Source organism: Dorea sp. AM58-8, assembly GCF_003464045.1.
GTDB lineage: Bacteria > Bacillota > Clostridia > Lachnospirales > Lachnospiraceae > Claveliimonas > Claveliimonas ammoniilytica.
On sequence record NZ_QSDM01000005.1, the window covers coordinates 122774 to 141436 of the forward strand.

The 18663-nt window shown below is 45.3% G+C and carries 16 protein-coding genes and 2 pseudogenes; 3 read left to right on the plus strand and 15 right to left on the minus strand.

Annotated elements, in window-relative coordinates; translation table 11 throughout:
- Positions 1-106: 106 nt before the first annotated feature.
- The 3 genes from DXA18_RS06010 to DXA18_RS06020 are packed head-to-tail and all read left to right on the plus strand — an operon-like array spanning position 107 to position 2995.
- Complete coding sequence (locus DXA18_RS06010; protein WP_243007051.1) at positions 107-1726, plus strand: BglG family transcription antiterminator; 1620 nt, start codon at positions 107-109, stop codon at positions 1724-1726.
- A 15-nt stretch (positions 1727-1741) separates the two neighbouring features.
- Complete coding sequence (locus tag DXA18_RS06015) at positions 1742-2299, plus strand: hypothetical protein (protein ID WP_118383129.1); 558 nt, start codon at positions 1742-1744, stop codon at positions 2297-2299.
- A gap of 21 nt (positions 2300-2320) precedes the next feature.
- The gene (locus DXA18_RS06020; protein WP_118383130.1) at positions 2321-2995 is read left to right on the plus strand and encodes an allulose-6-phosphate 3-epimerase; all 675 of its coding nucleotides are present in this window, start codon (positions 2321-2323) and stop codon (positions 2993-2995) included.
- Positions 2996-3232: 237 nt separating this feature from the next.
- Here DXA18_RS06020 and DXA18_RS06025 read toward each other — a convergent pair whose 3' ends face one another.
- The 15 genes and pseudogenes from DXA18_RS06025 to pyrE form a co-directional block, all read right to left on the minus strand.
- Positions 3233-4591 carry a sn-glycerol-1-phosphate dehydrogenase gene (locus tag DXA18_RS06025; protein ID WP_118383131.1) on the minus strand — a complete coding sequence of 453 codons (1359 nt, stop codon included), beginning with the start codon at positions 4589-4591 and terminating at the stop codon, positions 3233-3235.
- Between the two features lie 252 nt (positions 4592-4843).
- A pseudogene (radA, locus tag DXA18_RS17340) lies at positions 4844-6200 on the minus strand (DNA repair protein RadA).
- 106 nt (positions 6201-6306) lie between these two features.
- Complete coding sequence (locus DXA18_RS06035) at positions 6307-6720, minus strand: endosialidase (RefSeq protein WP_118383132.1); 414 nt, start codon at positions 6718-6720, stop codon at positions 6307-6309.
- A gap of 75 nt (positions 6721-6795) precedes the next feature.
- Positions 6796-9227, minus strand: a pseudogene (locus DXA18_RS06040) (ATP-dependent Clp protease ATP-binding subunit).
- Between the two features lie 6 nt (positions 9228-9233).
- Positions 9234-9608, minus strand: coding sequence for a GntR family transcriptional regulator (locus DXA18_RS06045; protein ID WP_118383133.1), 375 nt, complete (start codon positions 9606-9608; stop codon positions 9234-9236).
- A gap of 58 nt (positions 9609-9666) precedes the next feature.
- Positions 9667-11088: an MATE family efflux transporter gene (locus tag DXA18_RS06050; RefSeq protein ID WP_158567098.1), complete on the minus strand. Its 1422-nt coding sequence runs from the start codon at positions 11086-11088 to the stop codon at positions 9667-9669.
- Positions 11089-11214: 126 nt separating this feature from the next.
- Entirely contained in the window at positions 11215-12486 is a 1272-nt protein-coding gene (gene purD, locus DXA18_RS06055) for a phosphoribosylamine--glycine ligase (RefSeq protein WP_118383135.1), read from the minus strand.
- A 23-nt stretch (positions 12487-12509) separates the two neighbouring features.
- On the minus strand, positions 12510-13139 hold the full coding sequence (gene purN, locus DXA18_RS06060; protein ID WP_118383136.1) for a phosphoribosylglycinamide formyltransferase: 630 nt from the start codon (positions 13137-13139) through the stop codon (positions 12510-12512).
- Entirely contained in the window at positions 13133-14158 is a 1026-nt protein-coding gene (gene purM, locus DXA18_RS06065; protein WP_118383137.1) for a phosphoribosylformylglycinamidine cyclo-ligase, read from the minus strand. The genes purN and purM overlap by 7 nt, the downstream gene beginning before the upstream one ends.
- Before the next feature lie 91 nt (positions 14159-14249).
- Entirely contained in the window at positions 14250-14762 is a 513-nt protein-coding gene (purE, locus tag DXA18_RS06070) for a 5-(carboxyamino)imidazole ribonucleotide mutase (RefSeq protein ID WP_118383155.1), read from the minus strand.
- Between the two features lie 124 nt (positions 14763-14886).
- The gene (locus tag DXA18_RS06075; protein ID WP_118383138.1) at positions 14887-16953 is read right to left on the minus strand and encodes an aminopeptidase; all 2067 of its coding nucleotides are present in this window, start codon (positions 16951-16953) and stop codon (positions 14887-14889) included.
- A complete protein-coding gene (locus DXA18_RS06080; RefSeq protein WP_118383139.1) occupies positions 16954-17349 on the minus strand; it encodes a DUF6142 family protein in 396 nt (131 codons plus the stop codon).
- A complete protein-coding gene (locus tag DXA18_RS06085; protein ID WP_118383140.1) occupies positions 17318-17800 on the minus strand; it encodes a VanZ family protein in 483 nt (160 codons plus the stop codon). Before DXA18_RS06085 ends, DXA18_RS06080 begins: the two co-directional genes overlap by 32 nt.
- Before the next feature lies 1 nt (position 17801).
- Positions 17802-17954, minus strand: coding sequence for a hypothetical protein (locus DXA18_RS15775; protein ID WP_199665545.1), 153 nt, complete (start codon positions 17952-17954; stop codon positions 17802-17804).
- Positions 17955-17968: 14 nt separating this feature from the next.
- Positions 17969-18649: an orotate phosphoribosyltransferase gene (gene pyrE / locus DXA18_RS06090; protein ID WP_118383141.1), complete on the minus strand. Its 681-nt coding sequence runs from the start codon at positions 18647-18649 to the stop codon at positions 17969-17971.
- Positions 18650-18663: the final 14 nt, after the last annotated feature.

Genomic DNA, 18663 nt, shown 5'->3' on the forward strand with positions numbered 1-18663 from the left:
AATCTTAATTCAGGATTCTTCCCTTTTCTCTGCATTAAAAGACTCTTATTATCAACAGTTCAGTTCTGCAACATTGAACTATCCAAACGGAAGAGTCAATCAGATCTTGCATCTGTTATTAAAGGAACATCGTGCCATTTCACTTTATGATCTGGAATCTGCTGTATTTGTATCTCGTTCTACTTTGTTAAATGACCTGAAAGGCGTGTCCGAAGTAGTTGCCAGATATAATCTGGAATTATTACGCAGTTCTAATAAAGTAATTATTGATGGAAGCGAAATTAACAAACGCCTTTGTCTGATGGATCAGAATCTGATTATCACAAATACCGTTGCTGCTTTATCTGAACAAGGTAGTAATTCTTCTATCGAAAAGATAAAAAATATACTTGTAGAAACATTCGTCTCGTTCAAGCATCCAATTACAGAAGCATCATTAAATAATGCGATTATTCAGTTGTATGTCGCATTAGAACGTATGCAGGACTGGTTCTTTATTGAACCATCCGATATGGAGATTGCCGAGAATCTGGAGCCGGAATATACGATTTCCAAAGAAATCTTCAGCCGGATAGGTAAAGAATTCTTCCTTCGCATTCCTGAGACTGAGATTAATTACTTTGCTTTATATATGAAGGGGCAAGGAAGCTTCAATTCTTCCGATGTCATTTCTTCCGATGTAGATAAGTTGATTCTGGATGCATTAGAAGAAATTCGTGACCAGTATAATATTGATCTTACTGACAATCTGAATCTTCGTATTGCATTGTCATTACATACTGCGTCACTGATTGTACGTATCAAATACAACATGCAGTTAAAGAACCATCTGGTAGATTATATCAAACAGACATTCCCGCAGGGATATGATCTTGGTATTTACTTTGCTTCGCATTTGCAGAAAGTATTTCATAAAAAAGTGACGGATGATGAGATTGCTTTCCTTGCAATTCATCTGTACACAGCTCTTGCAAACCAGCATCAAGAAGGCGAAAACAAGAAAGTGCTAGTAATATCTTCCATGCGCCAAAGTGAAAATATCCTACTGAAGCAGACACTTTTGAACTGGTTCTCTGATATTACTTCAGAGCTTACATTCAAGACACCAGAACAGATTGAAGATAAAGATATGGATGATTATGACATTTTTCTCACAACGGAACGCAATCATTATTACGATGCCGGACTTGCCTTTTATGTGGATCCTTTCCCAGGACAGCAGGATTATCTAAACCTGAAGCTTGCAATTGATGGTTTCCAGAGCATTGAAGATATTACCTCAATATTCTACAAAGATCTGTACAGTATCGGTGATGGCAAAAAACGTGAAAAAATCGTTGAAAACATGTGTCAGAAATCCAGTGAATACTTCGAACTGGACGGAGCTGAATTCAAAGATGCAGTCTTCCAGCGTGAAAATATGCGTAGTACCTACTGGGGCAATGGTATTGCCGTACCGCATCCATTGACTGCTGTATCTTCCGACTCTTTTGTAGCTGTTACGGAATTGCCGCAGGCAGTTGTATGGGATGATCAGAAAAATATGGTCAATCTGGTTTTGTTGGTCTGTGTCGGCAAGAACAGTTCCAAGGCTTTTCAGTTGTGGAACTATCTGGCCAAAGTATTTTCAGACAAGCACTTCGTGGAACGTCTGCTTCCGGATCCGAGCTATGAACATTTTATTGCGCTTCTGAAAGAAGCAATAGCCGGAAGTTTTCAAAAATAAACAGGAGGTCATTACATGACAGTAAAAGAGGCATTAGCCCAAACACAGAAAAAAAAGGCTGGCTTGATTAATAAAGCCTCTGTTAATTACGCTGAGACTTTGCTGCTTCCAGGTGAAAAACCTGAAGCAGCAGCCATTGCCAATATTTATACACGCCGTGATAAATTCCCGGGAATCGTTGTAATTACCGATCAACGAGTCATCGCTGCATGCGGAATTCCGGGTATCAAACGCGACATCTGCATGAATATCCGTGATCTGGAGAATTGCGAAGAGACCAGCATGATCATGCAGTACAAAGTAACTTTCCGTACCAGAAAGGAAGCCTTCGCCATGAGCGTAGATCCTGACGTAGGTGCCAACCTCTCTCCGCACGTTGCAAGAATTAACGGAGACGATCTTACTTCATTAAAGTTAGACGCTCGCGGAAATATCTTAAATGCCAGCTTTTTCAAACAACAACGTCTAAATCAGCAGCGTAAGAAAAAAGCCAAAGAATTCTCTGACAAAAAAGAGATCGAATTACAGAAAAAAGCTTCTATGGATTTTAACTCCGATGACTTCAACGAATAGACATTAATAAGGAGATTCATTATGGATTACATTATCAGTCCCTCCGTCATGTGTATGGATCTTATGAACCTTGGCGAGCAGATTAAGACACTTAACAAACACGTATCGATGTATCATGTAGACTTTATCGATGGCGTGTATCTCAAGAATTTTTCCATCACGCTGCCATTTATCGCGGCCATGCGCAAGATTACAAACGCTGCCCTCGATATTCACGTAATGTTAACCGATCCATTCTATTATCTGGATGATATGATCGAAGCCGGAAGCACTTATCTGTCCTTCCATTCGGAAATGCTCATGAATGAAGCATTCCGCACAGCGCACTACCTGCACAAACACGGGCGCAAGCTTGGCGTAGTCCTGGTACCGGGCGCTCCGATTGAAATGATCTATCCTTACATTTCACATCTGGACAAGATCACCGTCATGATGGTCGATCCGGGATTTTCTGGAGGTATCTTCGTCCCGGAAGCTCTTGATACCGTTCGTAAGCTGAAGGAATTAAGAAAAGAAAAAGGCTATCATTACATCGTAGAAGCTGATGGACAGTGTAACGAAAAACATTTCACGGAATTAAAGCAGGTCGGTGTGGAATCCTACATTGTCGGCAGCGGATTATTTGGTCTGATGAAACAAGGACTGACATTGGACGAAGCTTATTACCAGCTTATAAGAAATATTGAAAATGCATAAATTATGATAAAGAAAAAGACAGTGTTTCAAGGATGATTGTCCATCCACAAAACAATGTCTTTTTTTGCTTCCCTTCAGAGCAACCTTCAAATTGCTATACAGCACTTTGAAGGTGTAGCGTATCCGCCAAATAGATTTTACAGGAAAAAGTCTCATTTGTGCAAGCACAATTTGCCTTTTCCTGTAAATCTGCTTGTCTCTGAACGGTCGCATATTAGGATACTATAAATAAGTAAATTAGGCTTCCTCATTTACGAATGCTACTACCTTTTTAGCAAGATCCTCTGTCACACCAAGGTCAGCCATCATAGACAGCATTGTGTAACGTGCGCGAGTCTCTTTTGCGTAAAGCATTGCATTATACAGACGGTCATCATCAAATCCAATCTGTGATGGAAGGTATGGAGCATCCAGACTCTTCAGGATCTCGATCATACGAGCTGCTGTTGGCATGTTGTCATCCATCAGTTTAACGATCTCATCCCAGTGAGCTTCGATTGCATCGATACGTTTCAGTCTGCCATTCACCTCATTCTTCTGAGATTCATGCTCCAGTGCAATGATAGAGCTTGCAGATGCACCGTATACTTCATTGATCTTAGCTTCCCATGCTGCCTGATCGTAAGCTTTTGCTTTTTCACGTGCTGCATCGAAGTCTGGTCTGTTCTCACGCAGGAACTCTGTCATCTTCAGGATCATAACTGTACCTACAGCTACCTTTGTACCGTGAAGTACCGGGATCTTGCCTTCCTGAAGTTCCAGTGTCTCCCAGAAATGACACATATGATGCTCGCATCCCGCTGCCGGACGAGAGTTACCGATAAAGCTCATTGCTACACCAGTAAGTACAAGTCCTTCCATAATGTCTCCGATTACCTTCGGATCTCTTGATGCTACGTTATCAGCGTCAGCTAATACATTTTCAATACAATCTGTTACGAGATTTACGATCTCATCACAGTAGTACTCATCATTAACTACCTTAGAGATTCTCCAGTCATTCAGACATGTGAATTTACCAAGCAGATCTCCAAGTCCTGCAGATACCATTCTTGCAGGTGCTCCACAAAGAATATCTGTATCTCCGATAATAAACAGCGGTGTCTGAGCCGGGATTGTTGTCTTCATGCTGTTGATGATCAGAGCTGCTCCTGAAGAAGCAAATCCATCCATCGGTGCTGCTGTTGCAACGATTGCATAAGGAACTCCCATCTGGAAGCTGAAGAAACGGCACATATCGTTGATAGAACCTGTTCCTACTGCTACAACCAGATCACAATCTCTGTCTGCATCAATCATAAGTTCTCCCAGTGCTTTCTCGTCCGGGATAAATCTCTTTCCCTTGAATACATGTGCTTTTGCTTTGATTCCGGCATCTTTCAGGATGTTCATTACTTTCTCTCCCGCAATACCGTATGTAATCTCATCACATGCGATGTATAAATTCTTAAATCCGTATTTCTCTACATATTCTGGCAGTGCCTTCATAGCTCCTGCGCTAACTGTTACACCTTCCAGTGTAGTAGAATGTGTTCTTCCACATGAACAATCAAATGGTTTTCCAAGATAATCTGCAAGCTTTAATGTCTTACTCATCACACTAACCTTCCTTCAATTTAATAAAATCTGTTCTCTCTAAAAACGCAAACCAAAATTACAAGTCCACGCTATCCTTAACCTAGTCTATCAAACATAAAGCTTCAGACACTCCGAATAAAATTCGCAATGCAAAATATTTTTTTAACGACTTGCGCAAAAAAATTGCGTAATTGATATTTCAATTACGCAATCATTATTTGTAAGCTATTTCCTGCATTACCACACTGATTTATTTTTCCACTTCCCAATTTAGATCAGATTCATTGCCTGATTTACCGATTTTACGCCAATGACTTCAATTCCTTCGATCTTTTTCAGCATATCTTTGGACACCTGTGGCATAATACATGTTTTAAATCCAAGCTTTCTTGCTTCTGCCACACGCTGTTCCGGCATACTCACCGCACGCACTTCGCCGCTCAGTCCCACTTCACCGAATACGATCGTCCCGGCGAGATCGACTGGTTCTTGTAGCTGGACACGATCGCCATGACAATTCCCAGATCGATCGCAGGCTCATTCATGCGGATACCACCCGCAATATTGATATATGCATCGTAATTCGAAAGCGGAAGTCCCACTCGCTTTTCCAGCACTGCCATCAGCAGGTTCACTCTATTATAATCTGTACCTGCTGCTGTACGCCTTGGCATACCAAAATTACTCCGACACACCAGTGCCTGAATCTCCATCAGAATCGGGCGTGTTCCTTCCATTGAGCATGCCACGACTGATCCGGATGCATCCTCCGGGCGACCGTTCAACATATATTCCGACGGATTCGGCACTTCCTCCAGTCCGGTCTCCCTCATTTCAAACACACCGATCTCATTGGTGGATCCAAAACGGTTCTTCACGCCTCTCAGAATACGATATGACGCATGACGGTCTCCTTCAAAATACAGCACGGTATCTACCATATGCTCCAACACTCTCGGCCCTGCACGGTACCTTCCTTGGTCACATGACCTACAATAAATATGGTAATATTTAATCCCTTTGCAATCTGCATCAGCGTATTAGTCGCCTCTCGCACCTGCGACACACTTCCCGGTGCCGCTGTCACTTCCTCACTGTACATGGTCTGAATCGAGTCAATCACTGCCACCGCCGGATGCTCTCTCTCGATCACCTGGCGAATTGTTTCCAGATTCGTCTCACACAACAACAGCAGATGGTCACTGAATGTCCCCATCCGATTCGCTCTCAGTTTAATCTGCTTTAATGACTCCTCACCGGAAATGTAAAGCACCTTTCGTCCCTGATCTGATAACCGCTTACACACCTGCAACAGCAAGGTTGACTTCCCGATTCCCGGATCTCCACCAACCAACACCAGTGATCCCGGTACGACTCCACCGCCCAATACACGGTCTAATTCCTCAATCTCCGTCTGCATCCGGTCTTCCTGATCGGTAGACACGCTGGATAATGTCACAACCTCTGCTTCACGCACTGTATTCTTTGCAGCCGTACCCTTTGATACCGTCACCTTTTCCTCTACAAATGTATTCCATTCCCTGCACATCGGACACTGCCCAAGCCATTTGCTTTCTTCATGTCCGCAGTTCTGGCAGAAATATATACTCTTTTTCGCTTTCGCCACCCGGTTACCTCCCATTAACATTATGCTGTTGAACTCACAAGTCCCCAACTATGATGCAACGAGGGGCCGCAATCTGCTGCCCCTCGCAATCTCTTACATATTTTACTTATTTCTTTTTAACCTTGATTTCTACGGTTCTGTCCGGATCCATCTCAGCACTCACGCTGATCTTACCACTCAGGTTCGTCTTCATGGTTCCAATATTGACATCGTCCATGTAGATCACATACTCTGTATCAGCTTCAAGCTCCAGTGTTACCTGAATATCTTTATCAGCAGATACATTGAATACTACTTCATCTGCAGATGCTTTGAAGTTCTCTACCGCTGTTCCTGGCACGGATTCGTATACGAACATGCCGTTCTTTTCAAGCTTCGTGATCTCGTTAAAGGTCTTTACTTTATATATATCGCCCTGAAATTCGAATCCATCCAGTTTGGTCTTGGATCCCAATGTGTAATCTCCAAAGCTAAGTGTTCCGTCATTTTCTGCTCTCAACAGTTCTTTTACTACTGCCATAGTTTTATCCTCCTGGAATTTCTGTTCATCTAGCGCGTTCGTCGCTATACGCTCATTGTACCACATCGTTCCCCGTTACGCTTCAACTTTTACAAAGAATTTTATTTCTTTTTTATGAAGTCCCGCTTCTACATGATCGCCGGATTTAATCTCTCCGGACAGGATCGCATCTGCGAGTGCATCTTCTAACTGATTCTGGATCGCACGGCGGAGCGGGCGGGCGCCGTATTTCTGGTTGGTTCCGGTCTCTACGATGTGCTTCTTCACAGAATCACGGATGGTCAACGTGATATTAAGCTGCTCTTTAGCGCGCTTCGTTATTTCTTTGCACATGAGTCCTGTAATCTTCTTCATCTCATCTGATCCCAGTGAATGGAATACGATGATCTCATCGATTCGGTTCAGAAATTCCGGACGGAATACCAGCTTGATCTCATTCATCACGTTAGACTTCATACGCTTGTAGTCCGCACCTTTGTCTTCTTTGGTCACGAATCCAAGGCGCTTCGGGTCAATGATTGCCTGTGCTCCGGCATTGGAGGTCATAATGATTACCGTATTGCGAAAATCTACTTTTCTTCCCTGGGAATCGGTAATATGACCATCATCCAGTACCTGTAACAGAATGTTAAATACATCCGGATGCGCTTTCTCAATCTCATCAAACAGGACTACTGAATACGGATGTCTTCTCACCTGCTCAGATAACTGTCCGCCATCATCGTGGCCTACATATCCCGGAGGCGAACCGATCATTTTCGACACGCTGTGCTTCTCCATGTATTCAGACATATCTACCCGGATCATGGCATTTTCATCACCAAACAATGCCTCCGCCAGTGCTTTTGACAGCTCTGTCTTACCAACCCCGGTAGGACCCAGGAACAGGAAAGATCCGATCGGTCTGTTTGGATCTTTTAATCCGACTCTGCCTCGTCTTACTGCCTTTGCAACTGCTGTAACGGCTTCGTCCTGACCGATCACACGTTTGTGCAGTGTCTTTTCCAGCTTGCGCAGACGCTCGCTCTCTGATTCTGCAAGTTTCTGCACCGGAATCTTCGTCCACTCTGATACAACAGCAGCGATATCTTCTTCGGTAACTGTAACCTGACGGTCTTTATTCTTCTTCTGAAAACGGTTACGCGCCTGATCTAATTTCTTTTCTGCTGCAATCTGTTCTTTGTGGAGAGTCGATGCCTCTGTCATATTGCCTTCCCGGATTGCTTCTTCTTTCTGGACCTTCAGATTATCAATCACCTGCTCCAGTTCTTCGATACTGTCCGGCACTTTGAAGCCACGGAGGCTTACCTTTGAGCATGCCTCATCCAACACATCGATTGCCTTATCCGGCAGGAAACGGTCATTCACATATCTCACGGATAATGCGACCGCACTTTCCAATGCTTCCTGCTCTACCGTCACATGATGATGATTCTCATAACGACTCTTTAAACCTTCCAGAATCTCCAGACATTGCTCCTTGGTTGGTTCCTCCACCGTAACTGGCTGGAATCTCCGTTCCAGCGCTGCGTCTTTTTCGATATATTTGCGATACTCACCAATGGTCGTCGCACCGATTAGTTGGATCTCACTTCTTGCCAGCGACGGCTTCAGGATATTGGACGCATCCATGGCTCCCTCTGCACCTCCAGCACCGATAATGGTATGCACCTCATCCAGAAATAGAATCACATTACCTGCTGCCTTTACTTCCTGGATCAGCTTCTTCATACGCTCTTCAAATTCACCACGGTACTTGGAACCGGCGATCATGCTGGCAAGATCCATGGTAAATATCTTCTTCTCTTTCATGCCTTCCGGCACCAGTCCGCCGGAAATGCGCTGTGCCAGACCTCGATTACTGCGGTCTTGCCGACACCCGGCTCCCCTACGAGACACGGATTGTTCTTGGTTCTTCTGCTGAGGATCTGCATCAGTCTGCCAATCTCCTGCTCTCTCCCAATCACAGGATCTAACTTTCCCTCTGCTGCCTGTTCCGTAAGATCTGTACCAAACTGCTCCAGCACACCTTTCTTTCTTCCCTCACCCTGAAGATCTGACATATATTCATTTATATCTGCACCCACTGCCAGCATAATATCCTGATACAGCTTCTGCATATTCACATTTAACGTCTGCAGGATCCGGGACGCCACACAGTCAGCATCATTTAAAACAGCAAGGAGCAAATGCTCGGTTCCAACTTCTTTTGCTTTCAGATGCTGCGCTTCTCCTGCTGCCTCTTCTAAGATAAACTGCAGTCTCGGACTCTCCATCGGCTTGCCGGATATCTCCATATCTTCCGGCGGAGTCACCAGTTCATTCATGATCTTCAGCATGTCTTCCTCTTTGACTCCATTCATATCCAGCACCTGGCCGGCCACGCCGGAATAGATCTTGCTGAGCCCGATCAGCAAATGCTCCGTGCCGATATAAGGATGCTGCATCAGCTTCGCCGACTCAGCCGCAAGCTTCAGCACTTCCTGTGCCTGTGTTGTATAATTCATTCTGTATTATCCTCCTATCATCTCGTCATAGATCTCATCCACCATCTCGTGTACTTCTACTCTGCTGATATCCTTGCAGAGTCCTCTCGCCAACAGGATTCGAAGCTGTGCTCTCATCTTCTCCACCGCCTCGATCTTATTCACATCAAGAGAGATCACAGCTCCCTTCCTTCTGTCAAGCTGAATATATCCCTCCTGCTTCAGTACCGTATAGGCTTTGTTGACCGTGTGCATATTAATGCCCACCGTCTCTGCAAGCTGACGCACCGATGGAAGAGATTCACCCTCCTGTATCTCAGATGTGGCGATTCCCATAATGATCTGATTCCTGAGCTGTATGTAGATTGCTTCATCACTATTGAAGTCAATTTCAATAATCATCGTCTCATCGCTTCCTTTGTTACAATTTTGTTATACCCATAGTAGCACAGGCATTATTTCATTGCAACATCTGTTTCCGGACATACAGATAATATCCTACAAATGACAATGTTGCCATCAGCCACGTCAGAGGATAAACCGCTGCCACCGCCTGCACACTGTGGAATACCCGGTCACTGATCTCCAGCATGAGAATACGGATTACACATAAGTTCACAATGACAATGACCATAGATGGCACCGACTTGCCGATTCCACGCACCACACCTCCGGTCACTTCAAACAGACTGTAGACAAAATACACCGGAAATGTCACGCTAATGATCCTCATTCCTTCTGCTACAACCTGCTGATCCGGACAGAATGCACTGAGGATCCAGTTACCTGCTGCTAATGCTGACCAGGATAACACCACCAGCACTGCTGCCGCGATTCCATTGCACACTAAAATACCTCTTTGGATGCGCTCATATTTACCCGCGCCATAATTCTGTCCGGTAAATGTGACCATCGCCTGACCGAATGCAATGATTGGCAGGCACAGCAGATTCTCTGCCTTGAAATATACTGCAAATGCAGCGATCACATTTTCCCCAAATCCGTTGATATGATATTGTACCACTACATTAGAAAGCGTGAGGATCATCGACTGGATCCCTACCGGAACTCCCACACAGATAATTTTGCCCAGCAGATCCCACCGCAGACGCTGACGAGTCAATATGCGATGATGAAGCATATGGATCAACAGAAATACTGCTGTCATGCTCTGGGAAAATAACGTAGCCACTGCGACTCCGGCAACTCCCCAGTCCAGCAATATCAGGAACACAGCGTCCGTAATCACATTCAGCACGCCTCCTGCTGCCAGTGCATGAAATGGAGTCCTGGAATCTCCCTGTGCCCGCAGGATACCGGAACACATGTTGTAAAGCACCATCGGGATTGCCGCCAGAAAATAAATCCTCACATAGAGAACCGCATCCGGAATGATATTAGCTGGCGTGTGAAGCCTGACTAATACTGCTTGGGAACAGGTCACACCGATCACCGTAAGGATTAGTCCTCCCACAGCTCCCGCCAGGACTGCAATCCATACGGATTCTTTCATATCTTTTTCTTTTTTCGCGCCAAAGAGCTGCGAGATTACGATCCCAGCTCCTACTGCCACTCCGGTAAACAGATTGATCAGACAGGTCACCAGAATACTGCTCGCGCCTACAGCTGCCGCCGCGTTCTTGCCAAGCACATTTCCCACAAAAAGCATATCTACCGTGTTATACAATTGTTGAAACAGGCTTCCCAGAAATAGCGGTATCGCAAACAGCACAAATCCTTTCCCGATACTTCCCTGTGTCAGATCATTGGTCTTCATTCTTACGTACTCTCCTAACTCAAACAGCCTGTGGCTCTCCACAGGCTGCTCTTTATCATCCGTAACCATACAGTTACTTTTATTAATATTTATAGCTCTATTCAAGAATGCCTCGGCATTCTTGCTGCGAGGTGCGCGTCATGCAATTGCATGACATACTTCAACTGCGCACCTCTGCAATCCTGCCGGAGGCTATATCAGCTGGGAGATTAACTCCCATCTGATATAGCTTTATGCTTCATCAATCGCCTTACCGATATCGTGACGCATATATTTGTTGGCAAACTGTACCCACTCGGTTGCCGCATAGGCATTGGCTCTGGCTTCTTTCAGATCTTTTCCCTTAGCAGTCACGCCAAGCACGCGTCCACCGTTGGTCACAAGCTGGTCTCCGTCGAATTTGGTTCCTGCATGGAAACAGTAATAGCCCTCATGCCTGTCAAATTCTTCCAGTCCGCTGATCGGAATGCCTTTCTCGTAAGATACCGGATAGCCTTCGCTCGCCAGTACCACACAGACAGCCGCATTGTCCTCGAACTGCAGATCTACCTGATCCAGTGTTCCATCGATACATGCTTCCATCACTTCGATGATATCATTCTTCATTCTCGGAAGTACAACCTGTGCCTCCGGGTCTCCGAATCTTGCATTGTATTCCAGCACCTTCGGACCATCCTCTGTCAGCATCAGACCAAAAAAGATAACTCCCTTGAATGGTCTGCCTTCTGCTTTCATCGCATCTACAGTTGCCTGATAAATATATTTCTCACAGAATGCTTCTACTTCTTTTGTATAGAACGGACTCGGAGAAAATGTTCCCATTCCACCTGTGTTCAGTCCTGTATCCCCATCTCCTGCGCGCTTGTGATCCTGTGCAGAAGTCATGGTCTTGATCGTATTGCCATCTACAAATGACAGTACAGATACTTCACGTCCGGTCATAAATTCTTCGATGACCATCTCATTACCGGCTGTGCCGAATTTCTTATCCAGCATGATCGTCTTCACGCCTTCTTTGGCTTCTTCCAGATTCTGACAGATCAGTACACCTTTACCCAGTGCAAGTCCATCCGCTTTTAATACGATCGGGAACTTCGCTGTCTCCAGATATGCGAGTGCTTTGTCCGGATCGGTAAAATTCTCATACGCTGCAGTAGGAATATTGTATTTCTTCATCAGATCCTTAGAAAATGCTTTGGACCCCTCCAGGATCGCTGCATTCTTGCGTGGTCCGAATGTGCGGATGCCTGCTGCCTCCAACTCATCTACCAGACCGCCTACCAGCGGATCATCCATACCTACGATCACCAGATCAATCTGCTGCTCTTTGGCAAATGCCACCAGCTTATCAAATTCCATTGCGCCGATCGGCACACATTCTGCCAGTGCAGAAATGCCCGCATTACCCGGTGCACAATATATCTTATCTGCCTTTTCACTCTTAGCGACGCAATAGCAGATCGCATGTTCTCTTCCGCCGCTTCCGACTACCAGTACTTTCATTCTATCTACTCCTTCTGTGTCATCTAATCCTCTGACACAATGGCTTTTCCGCCTGTCACACTGACCTTGCCGTGGGCGATCAGATCAATCGCTCTCGGAAGGATCTTCCACTCTGCCTGTTCCATTACACGTCTCTGAAGCACTTCCGGTGTATCTCCGTTCTGCACTTCCACTGCCTTCTGCAAAATGATCGGACCGGTATCCGTTCCTTCATCTACAAAATGCACCGTAGCTCCAACCACCTTCACTCCACGGGCAAGTGCTGCTTCGTGCACCTTCAGCCCATAGAAGCCGGTTCCGCAGAACGACGGAATCAGTGATGGATGGATATTGATGATCCGGTTTCTGTACTTCTGGATCATCTCCGGCGGAATCACTACCAGGAACCCGGCAAGTACGATCAGGTCCGGCTCGTAACTATCAATTGCTTTCAAAAATTCCTGATTAAATTCTGCCCTGGATGCATAACTCTTCGGAGAAATACATGCTGCAGATACCCCGGCATGCTCAGCGCGTTCCAATGCATACGCCCCTGGGTTATTACTGATCACACCTACGATTTCAGTATCTGTGATCTCTCCTGACTGCACGGAATCCAGGATTGCCTGTAGATTCGTACCGCCGCCAGATACCATCACCAGTACTCTTAGCATAATGTAACTCCTTTTTCTCCAGCCTCGATATGTCCGATCACATATGGCTGATCTCCGGCTGCCTTGATTGCTTCCATGGTCTTGTCCACATCTGCCGGATCAACTGCAACTACCATACCGATTCCCATATTAAATGTGTTATACATCATCTGCTCTGTGATATCACCTTTCTTTGCCATCAGGGTAAAGATCGGCGGGATCGGATAGCTGTCTTTCTCAACAACTGCACGTACACCGTCCTTCAGCATACGCGGAATATTCTCATAGAATCCACCGCCGGTAATATGGCTGCATGCCTTTACCGTAACGCCGGCATTCTTTACACTCTTCAGTGCTTTTACATAGATTCTGGTCGGCGCGATCAGTGCCTCACCAAGAGTCTTACCAAGTTCATCATAATAAGTATCCAGAGACTCTTTTGTCATCTCAAATACCTTGCGGACCAGTGAGAATCCATTGCTATGTACACCGGTAGATGCCATTCCGATCAGCACATCTCCGTCCTTCAGATTCTCGCCTGTGATCAGTTCTTTCTTCTCACATACGCCAACTGCAAATCCAGCCAAGTCATATTCTTCCTCCGGCATCAGTCCCGGATGCTCTGCTGTCTCGCCGCCGATCAGCGCCGCCTCAGACTGTACACAGCCCTCTGCCACACCGCTTACGATCGCTGCAATCTTCTCCGGATAGTTCTTGCCACATGCAATGTAATCCAGGAAGAATAATGGTTCTCCACCGGCACATGCGATGTCATTGACACACATTGCCACTGCATCGATACCGATCGTGTCATGCTTGTCCATCAGAAATGCAAGCTTTACCTTTGTACCACATCCGTCTGTACCGGAAAGCAGTACCGGCTCTTCCATCTCTTTGATCTTTGCCAGTGAAAACGCACCGGAAAATCCACCTAAACCGCCCAGTACTTCTGCACGCATGGTTCTCTTTACATGCTCTTTCATAAGCTCAACTGATTTGTAACCTGCTTCTATATCTACGCCCGCGTTCTTATAATCCATTTCGAATCTCCTTTATCTATTTTTTAGTAACAAATCAGCCCCGCCCGTCCATTCGCAGAACCGCACGTGTTCTGGCGGGGCTGAATAGTTACTATTTCTGTTCCATATATTCCTTATGTCCGAGTTTCTGAAGCTTTGCATCCTTACCCTGTACGGTCTCTTTCATCTCTGTCGTATATGCTTTCAGTCTGTCAAGGAGCTCTGGATCAGATACAGCCAGCATTCTGGCTGCCAGGATTGCTGCGTTCATGCCTCCGTCGATTGCTACTGTCGCAACTGGGATTCCAGGCGGCATCTGTACGATAGAATAGAGTGCGTCCTGTCCATCCAGATTCTTGCCGGACATCGGTACGCCGATGACCGGAAGTGGGAATATCGCTGCACACATTCCCGGCAGATGTGCTGCCATTCCTGCGCCCGCAATAATTACTTTATAGCCTTTCTCCTCTGCTGATCCCGCATATTTAAAAAATACATCCGGCTCACGATGTGCGGATATGATCGTCATATCATATTCGATTCCAAGTTTATCCAGCATGTCAGCGGCTTTGCTCATTACTTTTAAGTCCGAGTCACTGCCCATTACGATTCCTACTTTTGGCATCTTTTTCATCCTTTCTCTTCCGAAAATGTGTCTGTTTTCCTATTTACGCTCATATCATAGCATAAGCAGAACTAATTATTCAATGCATTTACCCAAGTTACTTATTAGATGAATTAATGACCAGTTATAATGCATTTTCCTGGTTCAGCGGCTCATTCAGCACCTCTGTGCCCGGCAGCACAAATCTTCCGTCTTCTATTATTGAGAGTTCTTTTCCCTCTGCTGTCTGCACACGGATACTTCCCAGCTCATCATACGGAATGGTAATATCCGTATGGCAGTTGAAGTATGCTTTCGACACATCCTCTTTCCGGAGCAGGGATATCTCATTATCCTTTGCAATGATCTCTTTTCCATCCGGATTATAGACTCTGACATCCTCACACCAGCTATAGCAGGTGTCGCCTACTGCAAAATGCGGTCCCGTCTTCTCCGCGATCAGGATCGGCAGCTTGTCCTCGATGCCATATTTTCTTCCCATCACATAGGCAGTCGTATTCGTGCCAATGGCAAATTCACCCATCGGAAGTGTCTCATGATTATGCAGTACATAGTCTGCGATATATTTCTTACCATCTTCTTCATTATCAAAATTACTGCAACGGTAATCTGCGATCTTACCATCCAGGAAATCCATTTCCAGATCCAGGTACTGCAATTCACCCAGATATACCTGTGTCACATGCAGCTTACCATTCGTTCCCTGTAGCTGTGGTGAAGTAAACACCTCACCCACCGGAATATTCACATCTGCCACACAGTTTTCAAATATAGTCTCCTTCTCCGGATCCTGAAGCGTATGCAACTGTACGGTAAGATCTGTCTTATTCTTGCCACGTCCGAGAATATGCACAGAAGTTCCCTGATTCAGCGCATCGATGATCGTCTGCTGTACCTTCGTGTACAATGCCGCATCCAGCGTATTGATCCGGATCGTCTCGTTGAAGATTTCTTCATACTTCGAGCCAATCTCCGGCACCGGATAAGCCACAATCGTGAAGCTTCTTTCCTCACCCTTGATATAGGTATTCATGAGCTGCCCCGCTTTGCTGGTGTAAGACAGGAAGATCTTTTCCTGCTTCTCATTCAGCGTTACCGCTTCTTCCTTAACTTCCGGGATAAATGGTTTCTCGCCAAAGGTCTCGATCACTGCCGGTCCAGCAAACTGCGCTGCCAGCTCCTTGTGTTCCTCATACGTATGCTTCATTACTTCCAGCTTCCGCTCGATGAATCGTTTATTCAAAAATAATCCCATATCATCCTTATGGTCATAATCATACTGTGGATTCGGGATACCTCCATAATATCCGGCGCGTCCATTTCTCGCTTTTGTCAGGACGCTGACGCCCGCGCGATAGATTACAGGCTTCAGTCCCATCTTCGCAAAGTTTGCAATCGCAAGCTTGATCACGCGTTCAAATCCCAGCACGTAACGGATACTGACAACCGATTTCTTAGACAGATCTTTGCCCGTATTAATAAAACCGATGCGGTAACCTTCGGTATACACCTCTGCCATCTTACGGATCACTTCCTCCGGAAGCTCTGCCAGATGCTCTGCTGTACGGATCTGGTTCTCGCCAATATATTCCCCAAAGCTGTACAAATACTCTGCGTTCGTAAGATCTGCATTCTCAATAATGTTCTGTGCAAAATCCCTGGACGGATCAATCTGATCACAGATTCGATCCGCCGCAAATACATCACAGTAATCACTGGCATACCAATACAGAATATCTTTCAGTTCATGAAGTGAAACCTCACGCCCTTCTTCAGCCTCTGCCACCGCAAAGCAGCTATAGACCTCCAGAAAAAGTTCCATCAGAATCGTCAGGTATTCTTCTTTTCCTTCAAATACCCAGGCAATTCCTCCACGAACTTCTGCATACAGGAAGCTTAAGATCTGGCCGTAATCCTCGCCAAGCTCCTCCACTGCATATGTCGGATTCGCATAACTCTCTTCATACTGCTCCGGCAGAATATCTGCATATAGCTTATAGTTCCATTCTTTCTTTTCTTCTATCGAAAGCTTCCCATAGCTTCCGTTTTCCATCATTTTCTTCAAATCAAGAAGCAGCAGAACAAATTCAGACACACTCTGAAAATACCGCCGGAAAGGAAGGCTGACCGCCTCTTCCTTCGGTATCTGTCTGATTCGCTCTGCTGCCAGTTCATATCGTTCTGTTGTCATTTAAAATAGCCCCCTTATAAATATTGCAAGATAAATGAGCAAAAGGATTCCATTACATGCCGTTCCGACCTTGCAGGTTATGTAATTTTTATTGCGTTCTTTGAAGCCTTCGATTCCCCGTCTGAGTCCGGATACGGCAAGCACAAGTGCCAGAAGCCCTGCAATGCCGATCAGAATATTCACATTACCATGTCTGAGATATGACACAGAGAAAATACTGATCAACAAAAACGCAGACAGAACTGCCAGCATACAGGAGACGCATCCTCTTCTGGAATACTTCAGTTCCATCTGACCGTATTTGTGTATTCTTCTCTTCCTGCGTTCCTTTTCGCGCTTCGTATGTTCTCTTCGTATCGCTCTTTCATCTGCGCTTTCTCGTAGATAGTCTAACATGCCGCCTCCTTACTGCTGCACAAATAACAAATATAATATATCCTGCCACTCCACCGATTGTATTCAGAAGCAGGTCATCCACATCAAAACTTCCCACCTTCGTCAACAACTGAAATGTCTCCACGCACAGGCTCAGTGTAAAACTGTAAAATACCGCTGCAAAAAAGCTGCGGTATTTACTCGCCATCGGCAGGAAGAACCCAAATGGCATAAAAATAATCACATTTCCAAAAAGATTTGTGAACATCGCATACCATCCAAGCTGTTCACGGTACTGCCAGAATCTTTTAATTTCCTTGAACAGTACCAGATTATATCGATATTCCTCCATAACACCTGTTCGACCATAGAGATCTGAAAACAGGAGGAAATAAATGATAAATCCTATATATAATACGAACAGCACCTTCCCCAGAAGGCGCATGCCCTTTCCCCTTTTATTTCTACTCATATTAGAACATCAGTCCCTCTCTGTTCTTCAGAAGTCTTGCTCCTCCGATCACAGCTACCACGCCGGCTGCCACGCCGATAACCATCACCACGATACCGATCGCGATATTCGCTGCTCCCGTAAGTCCCATTGTCTTATATGCCTTTTCGTTCATACTTACACCTCCTGCTATTTTGCTCCATACTTCTCATAATATGCATCAATCGCAGCTTTCAAAGTATCATCAATCACAACCTTACCCTGACACTCTCTGTTATACAGATGCTCTACGACTTCTTTCATCGTAACGATCGCTTTTGTCTCAAATCCATACAGATCCTTCACTTCATCCAGCGCACACTTCACGCCGCCTTTGCCGACTTCCATACGGTCCAGAGATACCATCAGGCCTACAATCTCGACATTAGCTGCGCCTTTTACCTTCGGTACAGTCTCTTCCATTGATTTACCGGAAGTGGTTACATCCTCGATCATGATTACACGATCACCATCCTGCAGGCTGCTTCCAAGGAATTTACCCTTATCTGCACCATGATCCTTCTCTTCTTTTCTATCTGAGCAGTAACGCACTTCCTTTCCGTACAGCTCACTGTATGCAATAGCAGTCACTACACTAAGTGGAATCCCCTTATATGCTGGTCCGAACAGCACATCAAAATCATCACCATAAGTATCATGGATCGCCTTTGCATAATACTCCCCCAGTCTCTTAAGCTGCGAACCGGTCACATATGCTCCTGCATTCATAAAGAACGGAGATTTTCTGCCACTCTTTAATGTAAATTCGCCAAATTTCAATACATTACTCTCTACCATAAATTCAATAAATTCCTGTTTATATGCTTCCATTATCTATTAACCTC